General features: G+C 69.4%; 20 protein-coding genes. 9 read left to right on the forward strand and 11 right to left on the reverse strand.

What is annotated here, in order from left to right:
- Positions 1 to 639 precede the first annotated feature (639 nt).
- Positions 640 to 882 (reverse strand): DUF3072 domain-containing protein, encoded by a 243-nt coding sequence (locus LHA35_RS11995; RefSeq protein ID WP_226608509.1) that lies wholly within the window; start codon positions 880 to 882, stop codon positions 640 to 642.
- Between the two features lie 189 nt (positions 883 to 1,071).
- Here LHA35_RS11995 and LHA35_RS12000 point away from each other — a divergent pair, with 189 nt between their 5' ends.
- The 6 genes from LHA35_RS12000 to chrA all read left to right on the forward strand — a co-directional run bounded on the left by LHA35_RS12000 (position 1,072) and on the right by chrA (position 7,785).
- Positions 1,072 to 2,403, forward strand: coding sequence for an extracellular catalytic domain type 1 short-chain-length polyhydroxyalkanoate depolymerase (locus tag LHA35_RS12000; protein WP_226608510.1), 1,332 nt, complete (start codon positions 1,072 to 1,074; stop codon positions 2,401 to 2,403).
- Positions 2,404 to 2,466: 63 nt separating this feature from the next.
- On the forward strand, positions 2,467 to 3,441 hold the full coding sequence (locus LHA35_RS12005) for an aldo/keto reductase (RefSeq protein WP_226608511.1): 975 nt from the start codon (positions 2,467 to 2,469) through the stop codon (positions 3,439 to 3,441).
- Positions 3,442 to 3,787: 346 nt separating this feature from the next.
- Positions 3,788 to 4,330 (forward strand): YciE/YciF ferroxidase family protein, encoded by a 543-nt coding sequence (locus LHA35_RS12010; RefSeq protein WP_226608512.1) that lies wholly within the window; start codon positions 3,788 to 3,790, stop codon positions 4,328 to 4,330.
- Between the two features lie 132 nt (positions 4,331 to 4,462).
- Positions 4,463 to 5,350 carry a manganese catalase family protein gene (locus LHA35_RS12015; RefSeq protein WP_226608513.1) on the forward strand — a complete coding sequence of 296 codons (888 nt, stop codon included), beginning with the start codon at positions 4,463 to 4,465 and terminating at the stop codon, positions 5,348 to 5,350.
- Positions 5,351 to 5,506: 156 nt separating this feature from the next.
- Positions 5,507 to 6,322 carry a chromate resistance protein ChrB domain-containing protein gene (locus tag LHA35_RS12020; protein ID WP_226608514.1) on the forward strand — a complete coding sequence of 272 codons (816 nt, stop codon included), beginning with the start codon at positions 5,507 to 5,509 and terminating at the stop codon, positions 6,320 to 6,322.
- Between the two features lie 113 nt (positions 6,323 to 6,435).
- On the forward strand, positions 6,436 to 7,785 hold the full coding sequence (gene chrA / locus LHA35_RS12025; RefSeq protein ID WP_226608515.1) for a chromate efflux transporter: 1,350 nt from the start codon (positions 6,436 to 6,438) through the stop codon (positions 7,783 to 7,785).
- 4 nt (positions 7,786 to 7,789) lie between these two features.
- Here chrA and LHA35_RS12030 read toward each other — a convergent pair whose 3' ends face one another.
- The 8 genes from LHA35_RS12030 to LHA35_RS12065 form a co-directional block, all read right to left on the reverse strand.
- Positions 7,790 to 8,947, reverse strand: coding sequence for a BaiN/RdsA family NAD(P)/FAD-dependent oxidoreductase (locus LHA35_RS12030; RefSeq protein WP_338050870.1), 1,158 nt, complete (start codon positions 8,945 to 8,947; stop codon positions 7,790 to 7,792).
- 258 nt (positions 8,948 to 9,205) lie between these two features.
- Entirely contained in the window at positions 9,206 to 10,147 is a 942-nt protein-coding gene (locus LHA35_RS12035; protein WP_226608516.1) for a sterol desaturase family protein, read from the reverse strand.
- An 11-nt stretch (positions 10,148 to 10,158) separates the two neighbouring features.
- A complete protein-coding gene (locus tag LHA35_RS12040) occupies positions 10,159 to 10,917 on the reverse strand; it encodes a polysaccharide deacetylase family protein (RefSeq protein WP_226608517.1) in 759 nt (252 codons plus the stop codon).
- Entirely contained in the window at positions 10,914 to 11,975 is a 1,062-nt protein-coding gene (locus LHA35_RS12045; protein ID WP_226608518.1) for a YncE family protein, read from the reverse strand. The genes LHA35_RS12040 and LHA35_RS12045 overlap by 4 nt, the downstream gene beginning before the upstream one ends.
- A 104-nt stretch (positions 11,976 to 12,079) precedes the next feature.
- Positions 12,080 to 12,511, reverse strand: coding sequence for a peptide-methionine (R)-S-oxide reductase MsrB (gene msrB / locus LHA35_RS12050; protein ID WP_226608519.1), 432 nt, complete (start codon positions 12,509 to 12,511; stop codon positions 12,080 to 12,082).
- A gap of 41 nt (positions 12,512 to 12,552) precedes the next feature.
- Positions 12,553 to 13,122, reverse strand: coding sequence for a peptide-methionine (S)-S-oxide reductase MsrA (msrA, locus tag LHA35_RS12055; RefSeq protein WP_226608520.1), 570 nt, complete (start codon positions 13,120 to 13,122; stop codon positions 12,553 to 12,555).
- A gap of 557 nt (positions 13,123 to 13,679) precedes the next feature.
- Complete coding sequence (locus tag LHA35_RS12060) at positions 13,680 to 14,429, reverse strand: SDR family NAD(P)-dependent oxidoreductase (RefSeq protein ID WP_226608521.1); 750 nt, start codon at positions 14,427 to 14,429, stop codon at positions 13,680 to 13,682.
- Between the two features lie 4 nt (positions 14,430 to 14,433).
- Complete coding sequence (locus LHA35_RS12065) at positions 14,434 to 15,402, reverse strand: Bug family tripartite tricarboxylate transporter substrate binding protein (protein ID WP_226608522.1); 969 nt, start codon at positions 15,400 to 15,402, stop codon at positions 14,434 to 14,436.
- A 123-nt stretch (positions 15,403 to 15,525) separates the two neighbouring features.
- Here LHA35_RS12065 and LHA35_RS12070 point away from each other — a divergent pair, with 123 nt between their 5' ends.
- The 3 genes from LHA35_RS12070 (at position 15,526) to LHA35_RS12080 (ending at position 19,545) form a co-directional block, all read left to right on the forward strand.
- On the forward strand, positions 15,526 to 16,863 hold the full coding sequence (locus LHA35_RS12070; RefSeq protein WP_226608523.1) for an MmgE/PrpD family protein: 1,338 nt from the start codon (positions 15,526 to 15,528) through the stop codon (positions 16,861 to 16,863).
- A gap of 290 nt (positions 16,864 to 17,153) precedes the next feature.
- Entirely contained in the window at positions 17,154 to 18,005 is an 852-nt protein-coding gene (locus LHA35_RS12075) for an LLM class F420-dependent oxidoreductase (RefSeq protein ID WP_226608524.1), read from the forward strand.
- 16 nt (positions 18,006 to 18,021) lie between these two features.
- Positions 18,022 to 19,545 (forward strand): DHA2 family efflux MFS transporter permease subunit, encoded by a 1,524-nt coding sequence (locus tag LHA35_RS12080; protein ID WP_226608525.1) that lies wholly within the window; start codon positions 18,022 to 18,024, stop codon positions 19,543 to 19,545.
- 82 nt (positions 19,546 to 19,627) lie between these two features.
- Here the strand turns inward: LHA35_RS12080 and LHA35_RS12085 are convergent, their stop codons facing one another.
- The gene (locus LHA35_RS12085; RefSeq protein ID WP_226608526.1) at positions 19,628 to 20,656 is read right to left on the reverse strand and encodes an LLM class F420-dependent oxidoreductase; all 1,029 of its coding nucleotides are present in this window, start codon (positions 20,654 to 20,656) and stop codon (positions 19,628 to 19,630) included.
- Between the two features lie 2 nt (positions 20,657 to 20,658).
- Entirely contained in the window at positions 20,659 to 21,612 is a 954-nt protein-coding gene (locus LHA35_RS12090; protein ID WP_226608527.1) for a TIGR03619 family F420-dependent LLM class oxidoreductase, read from the reverse strand.
- Positions 21,613 to 21,686 lie beyond the last annotated feature (74 nt).

Here is a 21,686-nt window from a genome sequence, read left to right on the forward strand (position 1 = left end):
CACCCGCAGCGGATGGTCGGCCCGGACCCGTTGTTCCAAATCCACGTAGCTGAACAGCGACCCAACCACCGCATCACTGCCACGCATCCTCACCCCGCTCGCTGCCGGGGGTAGGGAATCACGCAGGCGGCATCACCACAATGAATTTCAGCAGCCTGCTAGAGCAGATCGCCAGAGGCCATGAAGGACCGAAGGCGTGAATCTGCTCGGAAAACAAGGAGCTACAGCGGATGAGCGTTCAGTTCTGAACGCAATCCGCTGTAGTCTGTCATGCGCCAGACATGAACATGCGCCAGACATGAAGCGGTAACTCGACGGTCGCGAGGGGCAAGGTGCCGTTGCGGGCGATGCCTTCGCGGACATCCCCCCTTGCATCGCGCCGTCTTGTTTCGAGCGCGACCTGCCGATGTGCCGCACCGGCCCCGCCCCGCTCGATCCGAGAAGGAAGGAGTCCGGCCGCAATGCCATGCGAAGGCTGACCCTGGCCGTGCCCATGACGCCTATCCACTACAGCGGATTGCGTTCAAGACTGAACGCCCATCCGCTGTAGACCGCTGTTTGTAGAGCAGATTCACGCTGCGGGGCGTTCACGCCCCTCCGCGATCTGCTCTATCCCAAGCGCGCGGCCTTTCGCCGGCCCTACCGTCCGCGCCCGGTCTTCGCCTGCAACTCGTCGATCCGGCGGGAGGCCTCGGCCTTGGTGAGGTCCGGGTCGAACTCCTCGCCCGCCTCCTCGCTCAGCGTCTTCAGATAGCTCGCCTGCGCGCCGGTCATCTGCTCGTCGCCGGTGGTCCAGTCATCCGGGTCCTTGATGGTGTTGGAGCCCGGATCCGGATCCCGCTTCGGGTTTTCGGGCGCGTCATGCTGTGGCTGCTTCGCCATACCTCTGGAGTCCTTATTCCCGTTGCGTGTTCCCTCAACGTTCGCCTGTGCCTCGCGTTGCCTCAGGCCGTGCTGCAAGTCTGCATCGCAAGACGCCAGAAAGTTATGCTGCAGCGCAGCGAAACCCGTTCCGTCCGCTGGCGCTGCTCTCAAAAGCCATGTGGCGTGGCCCCTGGAAGGACCCTCGTCTTGACCCCTCCCCGCCTCGACCTCGCCGATCTCGTCCGTCGCAGCCAGAGGCTGGCCCTAGGGTCGGCCCAGGGGAAAGCCCTTCTCGGCGGGGCTCCTGCCGGGGACGGCGTCCTGCGGGAGGTGACGGGTTTCGGCGGCAATCCCGGACGGCTTCGCATGCTGGCTTTCGTGCCGGAGGGGTTGCCGCCCGGTGCGCCGCTGGTCGTCGCCCTGCATGGCTGCACCCAGACCGCCGGCGACTATGACCGTGGCACCGGCTGGTCCATCCTGGCAGCGCGCCAGGGCTTCGCCCTACTGCTGCCGGAGCAGCGCCAGGCCAACAATCCCAACCGTTGCTTCAACTGGTTCGAACCGGCGCATACGCGCCGCGACCAGGGCGAGGCAGCCACCATCCGCCAGATGGTGGCCCATCTGGTGGCCCGGCACCGGCTGGACCCTCGGCGTATCTTCGTCACCGGCCTGTCGGCCGGCGGCGCGATGGCTTCCGTCATGCTGGCGACCTATCCGGAGGTCTTCGCCGCTGGCGCCATCCTGGCCGGCCTCCCCTATGGCGCGGGCCGGTCGATGTCGGAGGCCTTCGAGGCCATGGCGACCGGCCGGCCACGCCCCGCAAGGGACTGGGGCTCGCTGGTCCGCGCCGCCTCCCCGCATCCCGGGCCTTGGCCACGCGTCTCCGTCTGGCAGGGGGAGGCCGATACCACCGTGCGCCCGGCCAATGCCGAGGAAATCCTGAAGCAGTGGCGTGACCTGCACGGCCTCACCGGAGTGCCGCTGGCGGGCGAGGCGCGCAGCCCGGCCCATCGCCACCGTCTCTGGCGCGGCCCGGACGGCCTGCCGCTGCTGGAGCACCACGCCGTCACCGGCATGGCGCATGGCGTGCCGATCGCGCCGCGTCATGGCGATGCGCCGCTCGGCCAGGCGGGCCCCTACATGCTCGATGTCGGGCTGTCCTCCACCGAGGCGATCGCCGCCTTCTTCGGCCTCGGTCCGGAGGTCCAGCCGACGCCGCAGCCTTCCGCACCGGGCTGGCTGGACCGCATCATCGCCGTCGGGCGCGATGGCGGGGCACGGGTCGAGCAGACACGGTCGGTGCCCGGGCCCGTCCATGCGCCATTGCGGCAGGCGGCGAAGCCGGACCGCGAGGAGACAGCGGCGGACCCTGCGGCGCCCACCCCCCGGTCGGCCTCCGCTTGGCTCGACCGGATGGCCTTGACACGCCGGGCGGAGACGGGAAAGCCGCCGCCGGACATGCCCGATGCCGGCGGCGGCTTCGATCCCGGCCGGATCATCCGCCGCGCCCTCAAGGCCGCGGGGCTGCTCGAGCGCTGACGGTCGGGAATTGCCGGCTGGCCGCGCCACGCGCATCCTGCATGCGAGCGAGAGGAGGGGCGCGTGGAACAACGGCAACTCGGGCGGACCGGCATCGCGGTGCCGCCCATCGTCTTCGGCGGCAATGTCTTCGGCTGGACGCTGGACAGGCAGGCGTCCTTTCGAATCCTCGACAAGCTGCTGGATATGGGGCTGACCTGCATCGATACGGCGGATGTCTACTCCGCCTGGGTACCGGGAAACCAGGGCGGCGAGTCGGAGACGATCATCGGCGAGTGGATGGCTGCACGCGGCAACCGTGCGCAGGTGACCATCCTGACCAAGGTCGGCATGCAGATGGGCCCGCGCGACGCCCAGGGGAACGGCCCAAAGCATGCCGTCGGCCTGTCCCGCCGCTGGATCATGCAAAGCGTGGAGGACAGCCTCCGCCGCCTGCGCACCGACGTCATCGACCTCTACCAGGCGCATAAGGATGACCCGGAGACGCCGCTGGAGGAGACGCTCGGCGCCTTCGCCGAGCTAATGAAGGCGGGCAAGGTGCGCGCCATCGGTGCCTCCAACTATTCGGCGCAAAGGCTGAAGGCGGCGCTGGACACCAGCGCCAGGCTTGGCCTACCGCGCTACGAGACGTTGCAGCCGCACTACAACCTGATGGAGCGGGAGGGCTTCGAGGCGGAGCTTGGTCCGCTCTGCGCCGGGGAGGGCCTGGGCGTGATCAACTACTACGCCCTCGCCTCCGGCTTCCTCACGGGCAAGTACCGGTCGGAGGCGGATTTCGGCAAGAGCGCGCGCGGCGCCGGCATGGCGAAATACCTGACGTCGCGTGGCCAAGCGGTGCTCGGCACCCTCGATGCCATTGCCGGGGAGGTGTCGGCGACGCCGGCGCAGGTGGCGCTGGCCTGGCTGCTGGCGAAGCCTGTCGTCACCGCGCCGATCGCCAGCGCGACGAACGAGGCGCAGATCGAGGATCTCGTGAAGGCGGCGGCACTGAAGTTGCCGGCGGAAGCCGTCGCCAGGCTCGACAAGGCCAGCAGCTGATGCCGACCGGCATAGGGTGGCAGCCGCCATGGACGGCTGAAGCCGCGAATACGGCCCGCGGCCCATGCCGCGTCGCCAGACTGCCGGCGGCGGCAGCGGTGATAAGGCCGCATTGATGTCTCGGCATTGATGCGGGACGATGCAGGCCATGCGGGGGCTCCGCGCGCTCCGCATCGCGCAAGCGCGATGGGCTGCCTCGCCCCTCGCGCTCCCGTGCTGGCCGGTTGAAGGCGTCCATCCAGCCGGCCCGCAAACCACACCCTGAACGGGCAGAAACCTCCACCCGTCTCCTGCCGTTCCCGCAGCAGCGCGGCCATCCCGGCCGCGAAGGACGGGGACGCAGTCCATGGACGAGATCAACAAGCTGATGATCGAGCAACTCCGCGATGCCTACAGCGCGGAGAAGCAGGCTCTCCGCGCCATGCCGCGGATGATGAAGAAGGCCACGGCGCAGTCCCTGAAGGACGCGCTGCAGATGCATGTCGACCAGACCGAAGGCCAGATCGAGCGGCTGGAGAAGGCGCTCGAGCTCATGGGCGGCAAGGCCGGCCGCAAGGTCTGCGAAGGCATGCGCGGCATCATCGAGGAAGGCCAGCACGAGCTGGAGGACCACGACAAGGGCCCGCTGATGGACACCCTGATCGTCGCCTGCCAGCAGCGGATCGAGCATTACGAGATCGCCTCCTACGGCACCATGGCCGCGCTGGCCAAGGCGGCCGGGCAGAAGGAGGTTGCCGACCTGCTCGCCCAGACGCTGCAGGAGGAGAAGCAGACCGACGAAAAGCTGACCCAGCTGGCCGAGAGCGAGCTGAACCCGGCTGCCCTGCAGGGCATGCAGGAGCCAGAAGCCGCGAACGATCGCCGCGGCGGCAGCAAGAAGTCGGCCTGACGCGAGCGGCAGCGGCGGGCACACAGGCCCGCCGCACGCTTTCGGGAGCCGCTGGCATCATTGCGCCTTCGCGCCCGAACCTTGGGCGGCACATCCTGTTGGCGCCCGGTCACCAGCCCACCGGGAGAAAGCATGTTCTACACCGACGGCAAGCTGCAGTACCCCGTTCGCGTCGAGAAGCCGAACCCCATCTTCGCCCGCGCGCTCCAGCAGGCGATCGGCGGCGTGGAGGGCGAAATCCGCGTCATGATGCAGTACCTCTTCCAGGGCTGGGGCAGCCGCGGTCCGAAGAAGTACCGCGACATGCTGATCAACACCGGCACGGAGGAGATCGGCCACATCGAGATGCTGGCAACCGCCGTCGCGCTGAACCTGGAAGGCGCGCCGCTCTCGCTGCAGGAGGATGTGGCAAATGACGGCGTCGCCGGCGCCATCCTCGGCGGCATGAACCTGCGCCACATCCTGAGCACCGGCTTGGCCGCGACGCCGGAGAACGCCAACGGCGTGCCCTTCAACGCCAGCCATGTCTATGCCAGCGGCAACATCACGGCCGACATGGTTGCTAACGTCACCGCCGAGGCCACCGGCCGGGCGCTCGCCGTCCGGCTCTACGGCATGACGGACGATCCGGGCATGCGCGACATGCTCTCCTTCCTCATCGCCCGCGATACCATGCACCAACAGCAATGGCTGGCGGTAATCGAGGAGCTGGGCGGCTGGGAGAAGGCGCTGCCAATTCCGAACAGCTTCCCGCAGGAGCAGGAGGCGAACCGCTTTTCTTATGCCTATTTCGGCCACCGCACGGACAAGCAGGTCCCGGCCGGCCGCTGGACCACCGGTCCGTCCTATGACGGCAACGGCAAGTTCGAGCCGATGATCAGCGAGCCGCTGGGCCAGGAGCCCGTGCTGGCTCCGCCGCGGCCCGACAGCGGCGCGCAGACGGAGCAGGTGAAGGGCGGGCCGGCGACGCCGCAGGCGGCGAACGATCCGACGATGGGCGGATCCCCGAACGTCGCCTGACGGCAGCGAAAGGTGCGGGCCGCGACGGATCGGTTTCGTCGCGGCCCTTTCCTTGACAGCACCGCGCCGCCTTCCGCAGGATGATCGCATGGGGTTCCGCGATCACCCCGTGAGGCCTCGGCCCAAGCGTCGCGTCCATCCCCTGGAGTGGACGCCATGCCTGCGCCCGATGCCATCACTGTCCCACAACTGTCCCGCCTGACCGGGACGCCCGACGCCCCGACCATCATCGATGTTCGCCTGCCCGAGGACCGCGCCGCCGACCCGCGGCTGTTGCCGGCGTCGATCACCCGCGATCATGCGGATGTCGCCGCCTGGGCACCGGGTTTCGCCGGCCGGCACGTGGTCGTCGCCTGCCGGCGCGGCCTGAAGCTCAGCCAGGGCGTCGCCGCCTGGCTGCGGCATGAAGGCGCGCGTGCCGAGGTGCTGGAAGGCGGCTTCGAGGCCTGGGCTGCGGCCGGACAACCCCTGCTGTGCCCTGCGCGCATCCCGCCACGGGACGCGCTCGGCCGCACGGTCTGGGTAACCCGCACGCGGCCGAAGGTCGACCGGATCGCCTGCCCCTGGCTGATCCGCCGCTTCCTCGATCCTGCCGCCATCTTCCTCTTCGTCGCGCCCGCCGAGGTGCCGGCCGTCGCCGAGCGCTTCGGCGCGACGCCCTTCGACATCGAGGGCGTCTTCTGGAGCCATCGCGGGCCGCTCTGCACCTTCGACATCATGCTGGCGGAATTCGGCCTGGAGACGGAGGCGCTGCGGCGCCTGGCGGTGATCGTGCGCGGGGCCGACACGGCGCGTCTCGACTTGGCGCCGCAGGCGGCGGGGCTGCTGGCCGCCTCGCTCGGTCTCTCGCGGATGCATCGCGACGACCTGGCGCAACTCGATGCCGGCATGAGCCTCTATGACGCTTTCCACCGCTGGTGCCGCGATGCGGTCGAGGAGACGCATAACTGGCCGGCGGCGCGCCCGGCATGACGCCCTCCGCAAAGCCGCCGGCCTCGCCTATCCTGCCGTCCGCGACGGCTGGGGGAGCAGGACATGCGCTGGGTCAGCAGGATGCGGGCAATGCTGCGACCGAGCATCGCACCTTGACGGCCGAATCTCGACCGCCGGCCCCCTTTCCCGGCTTCGGCGAGGCGCTGCGGGTCTGGTTCCGCATCGGCTGCCTCTCCTTCGGCGGTCCCGCCGGGCAGATCGCGCTGATGCACCGGGAGGTGGTGGATGAGCGTCGCTGGGTCTCCGACTCGCGCTTCCTGCATGCATTGAATTTCTGCACCCTGCTGCCGGGGCCGGAGGCAACGCAGCTCGCCACCTATCTCGGCTGGCTGCTGCATGGGGTGAAGGGCGGCGTCGCCGCCGGCGTGCTGTTCATTCTGCCCGGCGCGCTGGTGATGCTGGCGCTCTCGGCCATCTATGCCGCCTTCGGCGGGGTGCCGCTCGTCGATGCGCTGTTCTTCGGCCTGAAATGCGCCGTCCTGGTGCTGGTGGTCGAGGCGTTGCTGCGCGTGGCGAAGCGCGCGCTCAAGGGCCGGGTGCCCTGGGCGGTCGCGATCGCAGCCTTTGTGGCACTGTTCCTGCTGAACCTGCCCTTCCCCGTCGTCGTGCTGGCGGCCGTGCTGCTCGGCTATGCGCTGCCGGGCATCTTCGCGGGCGGCGGCCATGGCGCGACGAAGGAGGGGCCGCCCTCGCTGCTTGATGCGATGCTGGCGGCCGAGCCGGACCGGATCACGCGCCTGACCGGCGCCGCGCGCCGGGCCGGGCTCGTCGCCCTCGTGCTCTGGCTCTGGCCGGCGGCGATGCTCATGGGCTCCGGCGTCTGGGGCGACATCGCCTGGTTCTTCTCAAAGATGGCGGTCGTCACCTTCGGCGGCGCCTATGCCGTGCTGGCCTATGTGGCGCAGGAGGCGGTGGAGCATTACCGCTGGCTGACCGCGGGGCAGATGTTGGCGGGGCTCGGCCTGGCGGAGACGACGCCCGGGCCGCTCATCCTCGTGCTGCAATTCGTCGGCTACCTCGCTGGCCATGCCGAGGGCGGGTTCTGGGGCGGCGCGCTCGGTTCATTGCTGACGCTCTGGGTCACCTTCACGCCCTGCTTCGCCTGGATCTTCCTCGGCGCCCCCTATGTCGAGCGGCTGCATGACGCACCGCGGCTGAAGGGCGCGCTGGCGGCGGTGACGGCGGCGGTGGTCGGCGTCATCGCCAACCTCGCGGTCTGGTTCGGGCTGCGCGTCCTGTTCAGTACGGTACGGGAGGTGCCGGTCGGGCCGGTGGCGTTGGAACTGCCGGTGCTGACGAGCCTTGACCCGCTGGCGGCGCTGCTGGCGATGCTGGCGGCGGTCTGCCTGTTCCGGATGAAGCTCGGCGTGGTGACGACGCTGGCAGTGGCGGCGCTGGCGGGGCTGGTGCTGAGAACAGCCTCCGGTTGGCTGCTGGGGTAGAGCGCTACGCCGCCTGCCCCGCCACCCAGCCGCTGCTCCAGGCCCATTGGAAATTGTAGCCGCCGAGCCAGCCAGTGACGTCCACTGCCTCCCCCACCACGAAGAGGCCGGGGACGGATTTCGCCTGGCAGTCGCGGGAGGAGAGCGCGGCGGTGTCCACGCCGCCCAGTGTCACCTCGGCCTTGGCATAGCCTTCCGTGCCGCTCGGGGTCAGGTGCCAGCCCTTCAGCAGCGCGGCAAGGGCATCGAGTGCGCGGTCGGGCAGATCGGCCATGCGCAGCCCCGGCAAATGCTGCGTGGCGAGAGCCTGGGCCAGGCGCTGCGGCAGCAACTCGCCCAGCACCGTGCGCGGCTCCGCCCTCGGGCGGGCGCGCTTGGCGGCGCGCAGCAGTGCGGCGGCCTCCCGGCCGGGCAGCAGGTCCAGCAGCAGCGGCTCCCCCTCCCGCCAGTAGGAGCTGGCCTGCAGGATGGCGGGGCCGGAGAGGCCGCGATGGGTGAAGAGCATCGCCTCCCGGAAGGCGATGCGGCCGCAGCGGGCGATGCTGTCGAGGGCGACGCCGGAGAGCGGGCGCATGAGCTCCAGCAGCTCCCCCTGGAAGGTCAGCGGCACCAGGCCCGGGCGCGGCGGGACAAGAGGCAGGCCGAAGCGGCGGGCGATGTCGTGGGAAAGGCCGGTCGCGCCCATCTTCGGGATGGAGAGGCCGCCGGTGGCGAGCACCAGCGCCGGGGCCTCGAAACCGCCATGATCGGTTACGACGCGGAACTGATCGGCGCGGGTCACGCCGATGATGCGATGCGCCAAGCGCAGATCGACCTGCATGGCGCGCGCCTCGGCCAGCAGCATGGCGACGATCTGCCGGGCGGAGCCGTCGCAGAAGAGCTGGCCCAGCGTCTTCTCATGGAAGGCGATGCCATGCTTCCGCACCAGCGCGATGAAGTCGTGCTGGGTGTAGCGGGCCAGCGCCGATTTGGCGAAGTGCGGATTGGCCGAGAGGAAGCGGTCCGGCGCGCAGTGCAGATTGGTGAAATTGCACCGCCCGCCGCCGGAGATAAGGATCTTCTTGCCCGGCTCATCGGCATGGTCGAGGAGGAGGACACGACGCCCGCGCTGCCCGGCCGCGATGGCCGCGAACAGCCCCGCCGCCCCCGCCCCGAGCACGATGACATCGTAATGTTGGTTGTGCGGCAGAACGGCGGACTCACGAAAATCGATGGGGTGCGGGGGGAATGCCTTCCCCCGCTCTTTCCTAGCTCAGTGTGAACGCCTCGTGCACGGAGGACTGCACGTCGCGGCCGCTACCGCATGGCGGGGGTCGGCATGGGCAGGTGCCTGTGCCAAGCGTCGGTCACCGGGTCGTGGCTCTCCATTCGGCCGAAGTCCCTGGCGTCGCGCGGCATGCCGCGCTTGATGATGCTGCCCCTATCGGCCCCGGATCGCCGCCACCATCCGCCGCAGCCCGACCACCTGCTGCCGGAGCCACCCGCCCGTCGCCAGCGCCTCCGGCCCCTCCGGCACGCCGGTCGGCAGGTAGGTCTTGCGCTGGAAATCCGCCGTGCCGAAGACCCAGTCCCAGACCGGCAGCAGCACTGCGTAGTTCTTGCCCGACGCACCGGCCGAGAGCACGCCATGGTGCAGCCGGTGGAAGCGCGGCGAGACCAGCAGCCGCTCTCCCAGCCAGCCATAATCCAGCCGGACATTGGCGTGGGACAGGCTCTCGGCCAGGCGCAGCAGCAGAACGACCAGCGGGAACTGCCCGGGGGGCACGCCGATCAGCAGCGCGATCCCGCCGAACCAGAGCGCCGCGATGACGTCGTCCAGCAGGTGGTTCCGGTCGTCGGTCCAAAAGGTCATCTGCCGCTGGGCATGGTGGATCTCATGCAGCGCCCACCACCAGCGGAACCGGTGCTGGGCCCGGTGCCGCCAGTATTCGCCGAAATCGAGGATGACGACATAGCAGGTGAAGGCCAGCACCGGGTGGTCGCGCAATGCCGGGACCAGTTCCTCCAGCGTCGGCGGCAGCAGCCCGTTCTCCGTCAGCCAGCCTTCCCAGGCCGACTGCATCGTGGCCAGGAAGACGAAGGCGATCAGCGGCAGCAGGCCGAGCCGCGTCAGCGCGGTATAGAGGATGTCGGTGCGGATCGCCCGGCGGTCCGCCACGGGCTCGACCGGCCGCCAGGCCTCCAGCGGCCGGCAGACCAGCCAGACCACGGCGATGCCGATGAGGCCGAACAGCGCGAAGTCCAGCCATTCGTAGATGTCTTCCGCCCAGTCCATGAGCCCGGCAGCGTAGAGCCATGGCTGCAACGCGTGCTCGAACAGCCAGCCGGTGAAGCCGGCATACAGATCGGCGATGGCGTTCATGCCCTTCCCAATCACCTTCCCCCAGCCGGCAGTGAGGCGAAGCAGAAGCCCCGCGCCTGCAGTCCCTCGATCACCTGCTCCAGCACGCCGGCGAAGGGCTCCCGCCGGCTGCGCACGCCCCAATGAAGCACGACCACCTCCCCGTCCCGGGTCCGCTCGATGGCACGGCGGGCCAGCATGGCGTTGGGGTGGGCGGCACTGTCCAACTCATCGCCCCAGAATCCGTTGGCCGTCCAGCCCTGGTGCCGCAACCCGCAGGCGGCAGCCATTGCCAGGGCGTTCGGCGTGGTGATGCCGCCCGGGGCGCGCCAGAGCGGCAGGACCTGCGCCTCCGGCACAAGTTGCTTCAGGCGCTCCATCGGACGGCGCAACTCGGCGCAGAGGGCGGCGGCGTCGAGCACCTCCTCCCCCTCCCTCTGCCGCGACACGTAGCGCACGCGGTCCGGCGCCGGGTCACCGCGGAAATACCAGTGCCGCCAGGTATGGCTGGCGAAGACATGCCCCTCCGCCGCCCGGGCCCGCCAAAAGGGCGCCCAGTTCTCGTCGAGCGTGCGGTCGCCCCGCCAGGTCGGCTCATCCGCGAGGAAGAGCGTCGCGCGCACGCCGCGGCGGGCCAGGATGGCGGCGATCTGCTCCGCCTCCCGGCTCCAGCCCGTGTCGATGGTCAGGTAGATGGTGCCGCGGCAGGAAGCCTGCGGCCGGGCGGGGACCGGCAGCAGGGCAGCGGCCGGGAGCCCTGCCAGCACCGCCCGCCGGCGGAGGCAACTCATCGGACCGGGTCGCGCTGCCACACTGCCGGCTGGGGAGTGGGAGCGTCCTGGCCAGCCTTGGCCGGAGCCAGCGCGGGCTCCGCGGTCGCGACGAAGGGCTCCGTCCCGGCGGCCGGCAGCGGCTCCCGCCGCGGATGCACGTAGATTCCATGCGGGGAGCGGCCGACCGGGATGGTCTCGACCGCGCCGGTCGCCGGGTCCAGCACCGCGATGCGGGCGATCCAGCGCAGCGTCATCCAGATCCGTCCCTGCGGGTCGAAGGACATGCAGTCCGGCCCGCCGGGAATGTCCCAGCGGTCGCGCGGCTCGAGCGTCTCGGCATCCAGGGCCGTGACCCGGCTGTCCACGCGGCTGGTGGCGTAGAGCGTCTTGCCATCCGGCGAGGGAAAGATGGTATGCGCGCCACGCCCGACCGGGATGGTCCGCTCCAGCCTGCCATCCGCGGGGTTGACCACCGCAACGTGGTCGGCGCCCATGATGCCCACCAGCAGCCTACCGCGATGCCAGATCACCCCGGCCGGCTGGGAGCCGACCTGGGCAGTCCAGAGCGGCTTGCGGTCCTGCAGGTCGATCGCCATCAGCCCGCGGGCGCCTTGCAGGGTGACGAAGACGACACGGCTGTCCGGCGTATAGGCGAGGTGGCTCGGCTTGTCCGGCACCTTCAGCCGGGCAAGCAGGGTCCGGGTCGGCGCATCGTAGATGTCCACTTGGTCCCGGCGCAGGCTGGTGATGACCAAGTGCTTGCCGTCCGGGCTGTGCTCCAGGTGGTAGGGGTTGCTCAGCTTCTCCCGCCGCGTCACCTCGGCGGTGGCGGGGTCGATGAAGATCAGTTCATTGGCCACGCTGTCGCCGACGATGAGTTCCCGCCCGTCGAGCGTCGGGATCAGGTGGTGCACCTCCCGCAGGACGGGGATGCGCCGCACCTCCTCCCGGGTGGAGCTCTCGATCACGCTGATGGAGGCGTCGCCGCTGTTCAGCACATAGACAAGGTCGGCCCGGACCGCGGCGGGCGCGAGGCCGAGCAGCCCGAGGGAAAGCGCGAGACAGGCGCGCCGCATGGTCCTGGCATCCGGTAAAAGGGGCCGCAAAATTCCCCGGGGCGCGCGGAAACGCAAGCGGCGTTCCGCTCTGCGCGCCGGAGTTGAACAATCTGTCCCGTATCTTACTCCTGCTCCGCGGCTTCGAAGCGCATCGCAGCCCCGTTCATGCAGTAGCGCTGGCCGGTCGGCGGCGGCCCGTCCGGGAAGACATGCCCCAAATGGCCGCCGCAATTGGCGCAATGCACCTCCGTCCGCACCATGAAGAAGCTGCGGTCCGTGGTGGTGCCGACGCCGCCCTCCAGGGGCTGCCAGAAGCTCGGCCACCCGGTGCCGCTCTCGTACTTTGTCGCGGCGTCGAACAGGGGCTGGCCGCAGCCGGCGCAGACGAAGGTGCCCGGGCGCTTCTCCCGGTTCAACGGGCTGGTGCCCGGCCTCTCCGTGCCGTGCTGGCGGAGGACACGATAGGCCTCGGGCGACAACTCACGTCGCCACTCGGCATCGGGTCTCTCGACCGGATAGTGCCCGGCAGGCTTTTCCTTACGGAACAGGGACATGGCAGCAGTCCTTGAGAAGATGCGCGGTGTCGCCGCGGGGCTCAGGCGGCCGGACGTTTCAGGCGCTCGGCATAGGTCTTGCGAAATTTCGCGACCTTGGGCGCGACCACCACGCGGCAATAGCCGCTCCAGGGGTTATGGGCGAAGTAGTCCTGGTGCTCCGGTTCGCCCGGCCAGTAGCGGTCGAAGGGCACCAATTCGGTCACCAGCCTGTCGCGCCAGATGCCGGCCTCGGTCACCTCCGCCATCACCTGCTCGGCCGCCGCCTTCTGCTCCGGCGAGTGATACAGGATGATGGAGCGGTATTGCGGGCCGATATCGTTTCCCTGGCGGTCCTTGGTGGTGGGGTCATGGATGGTGAAGAAGACCCGCAGCAGGTCGGCATAGCTGAGCTCCTTCGGATCAAAGGTCACCTGCACCACCTCGGCATGGCCGGTCTGCTTGCCGCAGACCATCTCATAGGTCGGGTTGGGCACATGGCCGCCGGCATAGCCGGAATGGACCCGGGTAACGCCGCGCAGATCCCGGAACACGGCATCGAGGCACCAGAAGCACCCGCCGCCGAGGGTTGCGACCTCCAGGTCCGCCCCCTCGCCTTCCGTCCCGCTCATTGCATCTCTCCTTGGCTTTCCCCCCTAGATAGGGTCGTGCAGCCGCCGGTGCAGCGGGCAAGGCTGCTGGAGCCCGCCGGTTCATCGTCCTGTTGCGCTGCCGGCTTCGCCTGCGGCGAATCCGGTGACCTTCCGCCCCCCCTCGGCGCGCGGCCGGTGGCGTCGGACACTTCTTTCCCTGGTCCTGAACGGCAGCGCTGACGATGGCGCCCCGGCTTTTCGCTGCCCCCGCCATGCGCGCCCGCTCCGCCCCCTCTCGTCCTCCACGACACCGACAGGTCCGCTTGAACTCAAGGACGATCATCTCCTCGGTGTCGGGCAGGGTGATGCTGCATCGCCGGGTCGGTCCCGTCGCCGATGTGCGCCTGCGCCACCTGGCGACGGGCCTTGGGTTCAGCCCGCAGAGCGTGGTCAGGGTGCGGGTGCCCGCTTTCGCCGCCTGTAACTCCGCCCTGATGCGTGGTATCCATGCGGCCTGAGCCGTGAAGATTGGCTGCCTCTTGAGGGGGGCCTCCTGCGCGCGCGAGAACGCACCACCGGACCCTGGGGCAACCCATCTAGACGGCGCGGATCCAGCCCCCATCGACATCCAGGATGGCGCCCTGGATGTAGCCGGCCTCCGCGCTCGCGAGGAAGGCGACCACGGCGGCAATCTCCTCCGGCTCCCCGAAGCGGGCGACGCCAGTCGCCTTGGCCAGCGCGTCCGCTGCAGCGGCCTCGTCCAGCTCCTGTTCCTGCATGACGGTCGTGATGCGGCCGGTCAGCCGGTCGGTCCGGATGCTGCCCGGGTTGATGCAGTTCACCCGCACACCGTCCTGCACGCCGCGGTCGGCCAATGCCTTGGTCAGATTCATCAGCGCGGCGTTGACCGAGCCGCCGATGGTGAAATCCGCGCTGGCGATCTTCCCGCCTGCCCCCGCGACATGCACCACGCTGCCCTGGGTGGCCATGAGATGCGGCCAGGCGGCGCGGGTCAGGCGCATGGCAGCGAAGAACTTGCCGGCATAGCTGTCCGTCCAGGCGGCATCGTCGAGCGCCAGGAAGTCCCCACGCCGGGTCGCGCCGGCGCTGTTCACCACCAGATCCAGCCGGCCGAAGGCCTCTACCGCCCGCGCCACCACGGCGGAAGGGGCCGCCGGATCGCGCAGATCGGCCGGGAAGCCGACCGCACCCGGCACGTCGCAACCGCCCCGCGCCGTGCCGAGCACCTGCATCCCTTCCGCCACGAGTCGCGCGACGATGGCCCGGCCGATCCCCTTGCTGGCGCCGCTCACCAGCGCCGCCTTGCCCTTCAGCCCGCGATCCATGCCCTTACTCCACCCTGATGCCGGCGCTGCGGATCAATGCCTCGGTCCGCGTCATGTCGGTGCGGAGGAAGGCAGCGAAATCGGCCGGCGTGCCGCCCACGACCTCCGCCCCCAGATCAAGCAGCTTCGCCCGCCCCTCCGGCGTGCCGACGATGGCCATGATCTCATGGTTGATGCGCTCCACCACCGGCGGCGGAATGCCGGCGGGGCCGATCATTGCGTACCATTCCGAGACGGCGAAGCCAGGAAAGGCGGCCTCGGCGATGGTCGGCAGGTCCGGCGCATAGGCCTGCCGGGTTGCCGCGGTCACCGCCAGTGGCCGCACCTGGTCGCCCCGCACGAAGGGCAGCGTGGAACTGGCATTGCCGAACATGAGTTGGAGATTGCCGGCAACGAGGTCCGTCAGGGCCGGACCACCACCGCGATAGGGCACGTGCACCATCTGGATGCCGGCCGCCTGCGCGAAGAGTTCGCCGGAAAGATGGACCGAGCTGCCGATGCCCGGGCTTCCGTAAGAGAGCCGGCCGGGATTCGCCCGCGCATGGGTGATGAGGTCGGCGACGCTATGGATGGGCATCGCATTGTTGACCACGAGGATATTGGCGACATTCGCCAGATGGAGGATGGGCGTGACGTCGTCGATGGGGTGATAGGGCTGGCGGGTCAGCAGCGCCTGGGTGATCAGCGTGCTGATGCTCATGCAGATGGTGTGGCCGTCCGGCGTGGCACGAAGCGTCTCCACCACGCCGACCGCGCCGTTCCCGCCGGTGCGGTTGTCGATCACGACGGATTGGCCGAGTGCCGCTGCCAGCGGCGGGGCCAGGTAGCGCCCCAGGATGTCCGTGGTGCCTCCGGGTGGGAAGGGAATGACCATCCGGATCGGTCGGCTGGGCCAGGCAGGCTGGGCCCGCAGCAGGGCCGGCGCGGCCAGGCCGGACATGGCCAGCGCCGCGAGCACGCCGCGTCGTTGCATTCTCGTCGCCTCCCATCGCGATTGGGCCTACCATTCCATGGCCGAGGCGGCGGCGCAAAGGGCTGGCGGGAGGCGTGGGATGGGCTATGCCATCCCGGTCCAGGAACAACGAGGCAGCCCACCATGCCCGGCCCAACCGCCTCAGAGGCACTCGGCCGATTTGTCGCCGGCTCCGATTGGCGCGACATCCCGCCCGCGCTGCGGCATGAGGCGAAGCGCTCCCTCCTCAATCATATCGGATGCGCTCTGGGTACGGCGCGGGACCCGGCGGTGCGGACGGCGGTGCGGGTCATGCGGGGGCTGGGCGGCGCGCCAAGGGTGACAGTGTTCGGACAGAGCACGCGGCTGGACGCCATGGGCGCGGCCTTCGTGAATGCCGTCGCCTCCAACCTGCTGGACTATGACGACACGCATCTCAATACGGTCATTCATCCGGCCGCGCCCGTCGCCCCGCCGCTCTTTGCCCTGGCGGAGCAGGGTGGGCTCAGCGGCGCCGCGATTCTGCACGCCTTCCTGCTCGGCGGCGAGATCGCCTGCCGCATCGGCAATGCCGTCTCACCCGGCCATTACGCGCGAGGCTGGCACATCACCTCCACCTGCGGCGCCTTCGGGGCCGCGGCGGGCTGCGCAAAGCTGCTCGGCCTCTCCGCCGGGCAGACCGCCCATGCCATTGGCATCGCCAGCAGCCAGGCCGCGGGAACAGTGGAGAACCTGCCTTCTGCCGCCAAGAATGTCAGCGTGGGAAACGCCGCGCGGCACGGGATCATGGCGGCGTTCTTCGCGGCCGAGGGCTGGGAGGCCGCCCCAGCTGCGATCGAGGGCCCGCTCGGCTGGGCGCGCGCCACCGGCGATGTGCCGGATGTGGCGGCGATCACCGAGGGGCTTGGCGAGCGCTGGGAGATCGGCCGCAACACCTACAAACCCTATCCTGCCGGAATCGTCTTCCATTCGGTGATCGATGCCTGCCTGGCGCTGCGGGACCGGCTCCGCGCACCGCCGGAAGCGATCGCCGCCGTCTCCGTCGCGGGCGATGCCCTGTTGCTGGCGCGGGGCGACCGGGTCGTGCGGAATGAGCGGGATGCGCGCGTCAGCATCCATCACAGCGCCGCGCTCGGCCTGGTGCGGGGCCATGCCGGCGTCGCGGATTTCGAGATGCCGGCAGTGGCGGACCCGGCGCTAGCCGCTTTCCGGGCGAAGGTCGCAGCAGTGCTCGATCCCTCCCTGCCGCGCGGCGCGGCCCGTGTCACGGTGCGGTTGGCTGACGGCCGTGTCGAGGAGGCGCTGGTCACCACCCCCCGGGGCAGCGAGGCGCGGCCGATGAGCGATGCCGAATTGGAAGCGAAGTTCCGCGACAATGCCGCCATGGGCGGCTTCGCGGACCGGGCGGAGGCGCAGATCGCCGCCATCTGGGCGCTGGAGGAAGCGCCGGACCTGTCCTGTCTCATGGGTCTGCTTGCATGACCGGCGGAATGCGGGGGTGCAGTTCTTTGCAGTAAGGATCCCCGGCCTGTGGCGAAGTGGCGGCGCATCTGGCCGCGGGGTGATGGGCCCAGGCCAGTGCACCCGCTTTCCGGCCGCGATGCGCAAACCGGCCACTCACTTGCCGGCGCATGCCATGACGGGGCTTTGAGGCTGCGGGATGTGGGACGGGACCACTGGGGCGCCAGCCACCGCCGAGGCTGGGCCGCAGGGCGGACTTGCCGCAGGCGGCGCGCCGGTCCAGCCTTCCCGCAACGACAAGGGAGGGAGCCATGAAGGTCGGCGCTGCGATGTTCTTCACAGACACCTCCATGGCGCCGGCTGACCTTGCCACGGCGCTCGAGGAGCGCGGGTTCGACAGCCTCTGGGCGCCGGAGCACTCCCATATCCCGGTCAACCGCACCGTTGCCTATCCGGGTGGCGGCGATCTGCCGAAGATGTACTACGAGGTCATGGATCCCTTCGTGACGCTGACCGCCGCCGCGGCGGCGACGAGGACCCTGAAGGTCGGCACCGGCATCTGCCTGGTGGTCCAGCGGGACCCGATCCAGACGGCAAAGGCGGTTGCCTCGCTCGACCAGGTCTCCGGCGGGCGCTTCCTGTTTGGCGTCGGCAATGGCTGGAATCGCGAGGAGATCGAGAACCATAACACCGCCTTCGCCACCCGCCACAAGCTGGCACGAGAGCGGATCGAGGCCATGCAGGCCATCTGGACGCAGGCGGAGGCCGAGTACCACGGCGAGTTCGTGAACTTCGGCCCGCTCATGGCCTGGCCCAAGCCGGTGCAGAGACCCCACCCGCCCATCATCGTCGGTGGTGCGTTCCCCTGGGGCGCCAGGCGCGCCGTGCGCTACGGCAATGGCTGGATGCCGCACCGCGTGCGCAAGCACTATGCCGATGTCGCAGCGCTGGTCCCGCGCTTCCGCGCCCTGCTGGCGGAGGCCGGTCGACGCGAGGAGGACTGCCCGGTCACCATCTGGGGCGTCAGGGAGGATCGGGATGCGTTGCTGGCCGACCGCGACCTCGGCATCCAGCGTGTGGTGCTAAGCCTGGATGCGGCGAAACGTGACGTCATCCTGCCTGAGTTGGACCGCTGGGCGAAGCTGATCGCGGCGGTGGCGTGACCGCCCGGACATTGGCATGAGTGCGACGGCCGAGCCGCAGGGCGGGCTCTTTACCATCAGCGGGCGGCAGTGGCTGATCCTGTTGATGGTGCAACTCGCCAATCTGTTGTTCGGCATGACCATCACCCTCGCCAACCTCGTCCTGCCGGAGGTGCGGGGCGCCGTCTCCGCGACGCAGGACGAAATTTCCTGGGTCATCACCCTCAACCTCGCCGCGACCGCCGTGGCGACGCCGATGACTGGCTGGCTCGCCGGGCGGCTTGGCTGGCGGAGTCTCATGTTCGGCACCGTGCTTGGCTTCACCCTTGCCTCGCTCGCCTGCGGGCTGGCGACCAGCCTCGATCAGCTCATCCTTGCGCGCGTGGCGCAGGGCGCCTTCGGCGCGCCGATCATGCCCCTGGGCCAGGCCGTGCTGCTCGGCACCTTTCCGAAGCACCTGCATTCGACGGCGCTGGTCGTGTGGGGCGTGGGCGCGGTCTTCGGCCCGGTGCTCGGGCCCATCCTCGGCGCCATGGCGACTGAGGCCTGGAACTGGCGCGCCGCCTTCTTCATGATCGTCCCGCCCGGGATCTGTACCCTGGTCTGCATCTGGTTCGCACTCCGTGACCACACCAGCCAATCCAGCACCCGCTTCGACTGGACCGGTTTCCTCGCACTCTCCGTCGCGCTGATCGCCGCGCAGCTTGTGCTCGACCGGGGCCAGCGAATGGACTGGTTCGACTCACCCACCATCATTGCCTGCTGCGTCATGGGGGCGCTGGCTCTCTGGATCTTCGTCGCGCATTGCCTGACGACGGAGCACCCCTTCCTCAACCCGCGCCTGCTGCTGGACCGGAATTTCAGCGTCGGGCTGCTGATCTCGCTGGTGATGGGCATGCTGGCCTTCACCAGCCTCTCCCTGTTCCCGACGCTGCTGCACGACCTGCGGGGCTACCCGCATAATGCGATCGGGCTGCTGATCGCCGCACGCGGCATGGGAAACTGGCTGGCCTTCCTGGTGGTCATCCAGTTCACCAGCGTGGCGCCGCGGCTGGCCATCGCCACCGGCCTCGCGCTGCAGGCGGCCTCGGCCTTCTGGATGGCGCAGTTCGACATCAACCTGACCGAGTCGGACATCTTCTGGAGCCACCTGTTGCAGGGCTTCGGCCAGTCCATCGCCTTCACGCCCATGGCGGTGATGGCCTTTTCGACCCTGCCGTCGCATCAGGTGACGGAGGGATCGGCCGTCTTCACCCTGATGCGGAATTTCGGCTCCAGCCTCTTCGTCTCGCTTTCCGTCCTGGTGCTGATCCGCACCACCGCGATGAGCTATTCGGAAATGACCAGCCTGGTCAGCCCCTACAACGAGGCGCTGGCGCTGCCGGGGCTGCCGAGCCAGTGGGATATCGGCAGCACCAGCGGGCTGCTGCGCTTGTCGAATGAGATCCTGCGCCAGGCCTCGATGATCGGCTACATCAATGCCTTCCACCTGATGGCCTTCACCGCGGCGGCGGCCGTGCCGCTGGCCGGGCTTATGGGAGCCCGGCCGAAAGCGCCCTGACGGCGACGGATTGCGTCCTGGGCCGAACGCCAATCCGCAGTGGATGGTTGACCAAAGGCGGGGTACGCCCCGCCGCGCCGCTCTACAGCACCGCCTCCGCCACGATGCGCAGCGCCTGCTGCGTCGCGCCGGTCAGCACCAGCGTGCCGACCTTTCCCCCCTTCGCCACCGCCCGCCAGTCCTGCAGGCGGCCGCGGATACGGTCCGGCGGGCCAACCAGGGCGATCTCGTCCACCAGCCTGTCCGGAACCAGCGCCGCCGCGTCCCGGTGGCGCCGCGCGAGATAGGCGTCCTGGATCTTCGCCGCCGCCTCGGCATAGCCGAGGCGCCTGGCATAATCGTTGTAGAAATTCTTGCCCTTGGCGCCCATGCCACCGATATAAAGCGCGAGTTCCGGCTTGCAGGCGTCCCGGCAGGCCTGCAGGTCGTCGCCGACGCGAATCTTGGTGTAGGGCGCGATGTCGAACTGCATCAGGTCGGCGGGCCTGCCGGACTTTGCCATCCCCTCCATTGTCGGCTTTGCCACCAGATCTGCTCCTTCCGGCGACATGAAGATGGGCAGGTTGCCGTCCGCGATCTCGCCCGCCAGCCGCATTCCCCCCGGGGTGATGGAGGCGCAGTAGAATTTCAGCGGCTTGCCATGGAGGATGCTCTTCAGCGGCTTGCCCAGGCCGGTGGCGTCCGGCCCGTCATAGGGGATGCGGTAATGCTGCCCCTGATGTTCCAGCGGCTTGTCCCGTGCGACGATCGCCCGGATGATGGAGATGTATTCGCGCGTGCGCTCCAGCGGCGTGCCATAGGGCTGGCCGTGCCAGCCCTCCACCACCTGCGGGCCGGAGGGGCCGACGCCGCAGAGGAAGCGGTCCTCCGAGAGTTGTTGCAGCGTCATCGCCGTCATGGCGGCACAGGCCGGGGTGCGGCCGGGCATCTGCATGATGCCGGTGCCGGCCTTGATGCGGGAGGTGCGGGCGAGCACCCAGGCGATGGGCGTGACGGCATCGCTGCCATAGCTCTCCCCGCACCAGACGGCGCTGTAGCCGAGCCGCTCCGCCTCCAGCACCAGCGCCGTATCGACGCCGGCACCCATCCCGAGGGTAAGACCGAGCCGCATCGTCAGAGCCTCGTCATCACGCTGTCGCGGAACTCGCGCATGCTGGCGATCATTTCCTCCGCCGTGGTGCCGGGGAAGCTGAAATCGACAGCAGAGACACCAAGATCCCGCATTGCCTTCAGGTCGTCCGCGATCTGCGCCGGCTGGCCGGAGAACATCCGCCGCTCCCCGTCCCCCGCCGTCCCGGGCACCTCCGGCCCGTATCTTTGCACGCGGTAGGCGAGGCCGATGCTCGCCGGGTCTCGCCCTGCCCGCTCGACCATCTCCCGCAGCTTTGCCACCCCGGCGCGGTAGCGCGGCAGGCTCTCGAGCGGGAAGGATGGGTTGGTGCCGATCGGGTACCAGGCATCGCCGAGGCGCGCCACGCGGCGCAGCGCCGGGCCGCTTTCCCCGCCCACCCAGATCGGCGGGCCGCCGGGCTGGACCGGCTTCGGCTCGAAGGTGATGTTGTCGAAGCGGACGAACTCCCCCTCGAAGCGCGGGAGCGGTGCGGTCCAGAGTTCCTTCGCCGCCAGGATGTATTCATCCGTCACCTTGCCGCGGGCGGCAAAGTCCGGCGCCTGCAGCGCCTCGAATTCCTCGCGCAGCCAGCCGGCGCCGATGCCGAGGGTGAGGCGTCCGCTCGAGAGAACATCGATGGTCGAGAGGATCTTCGCCGCCAGCATGGCCGGGCGATGCGGGACGACCATGACGGAGGTGACGAGGTGCACCCTCGTTGTCTTCGCCGCAACGAACATTACCTGGGTGAGCTGCTCGTGCCGCTCGCCGCGACTGCTCGCCGGGAATTCGCCGCTGTCGGTATAGGGATATTTCGCATGGATGTCGGTCGGGATGACCACGTGATCGCTGAAGGTGCCATAGCCGAAGCCCATGGCCTCGCCCTCCTGCGCCAGGCGGGTCAGGTTCTCCGGGGTGGCGAGCGGCCCGCCGGTCGGCGCGTTGAAGCCGATCTGCATGGTGTTTCCTCCAGTGCCCACGCATTATCCGGGATTGCATCCCCCTGGGGCTTCACCCACGATGCGGCGCGAGG

The organism is Roseicella aerolata, assembly GCF_020523605.1.
GTDB lineage: Bacteria > Pseudomonadota > Alphaproteobacteria > Acetobacterales > Acetobacteraceae > Paracraurococcus > Paracraurococcus aerolatus.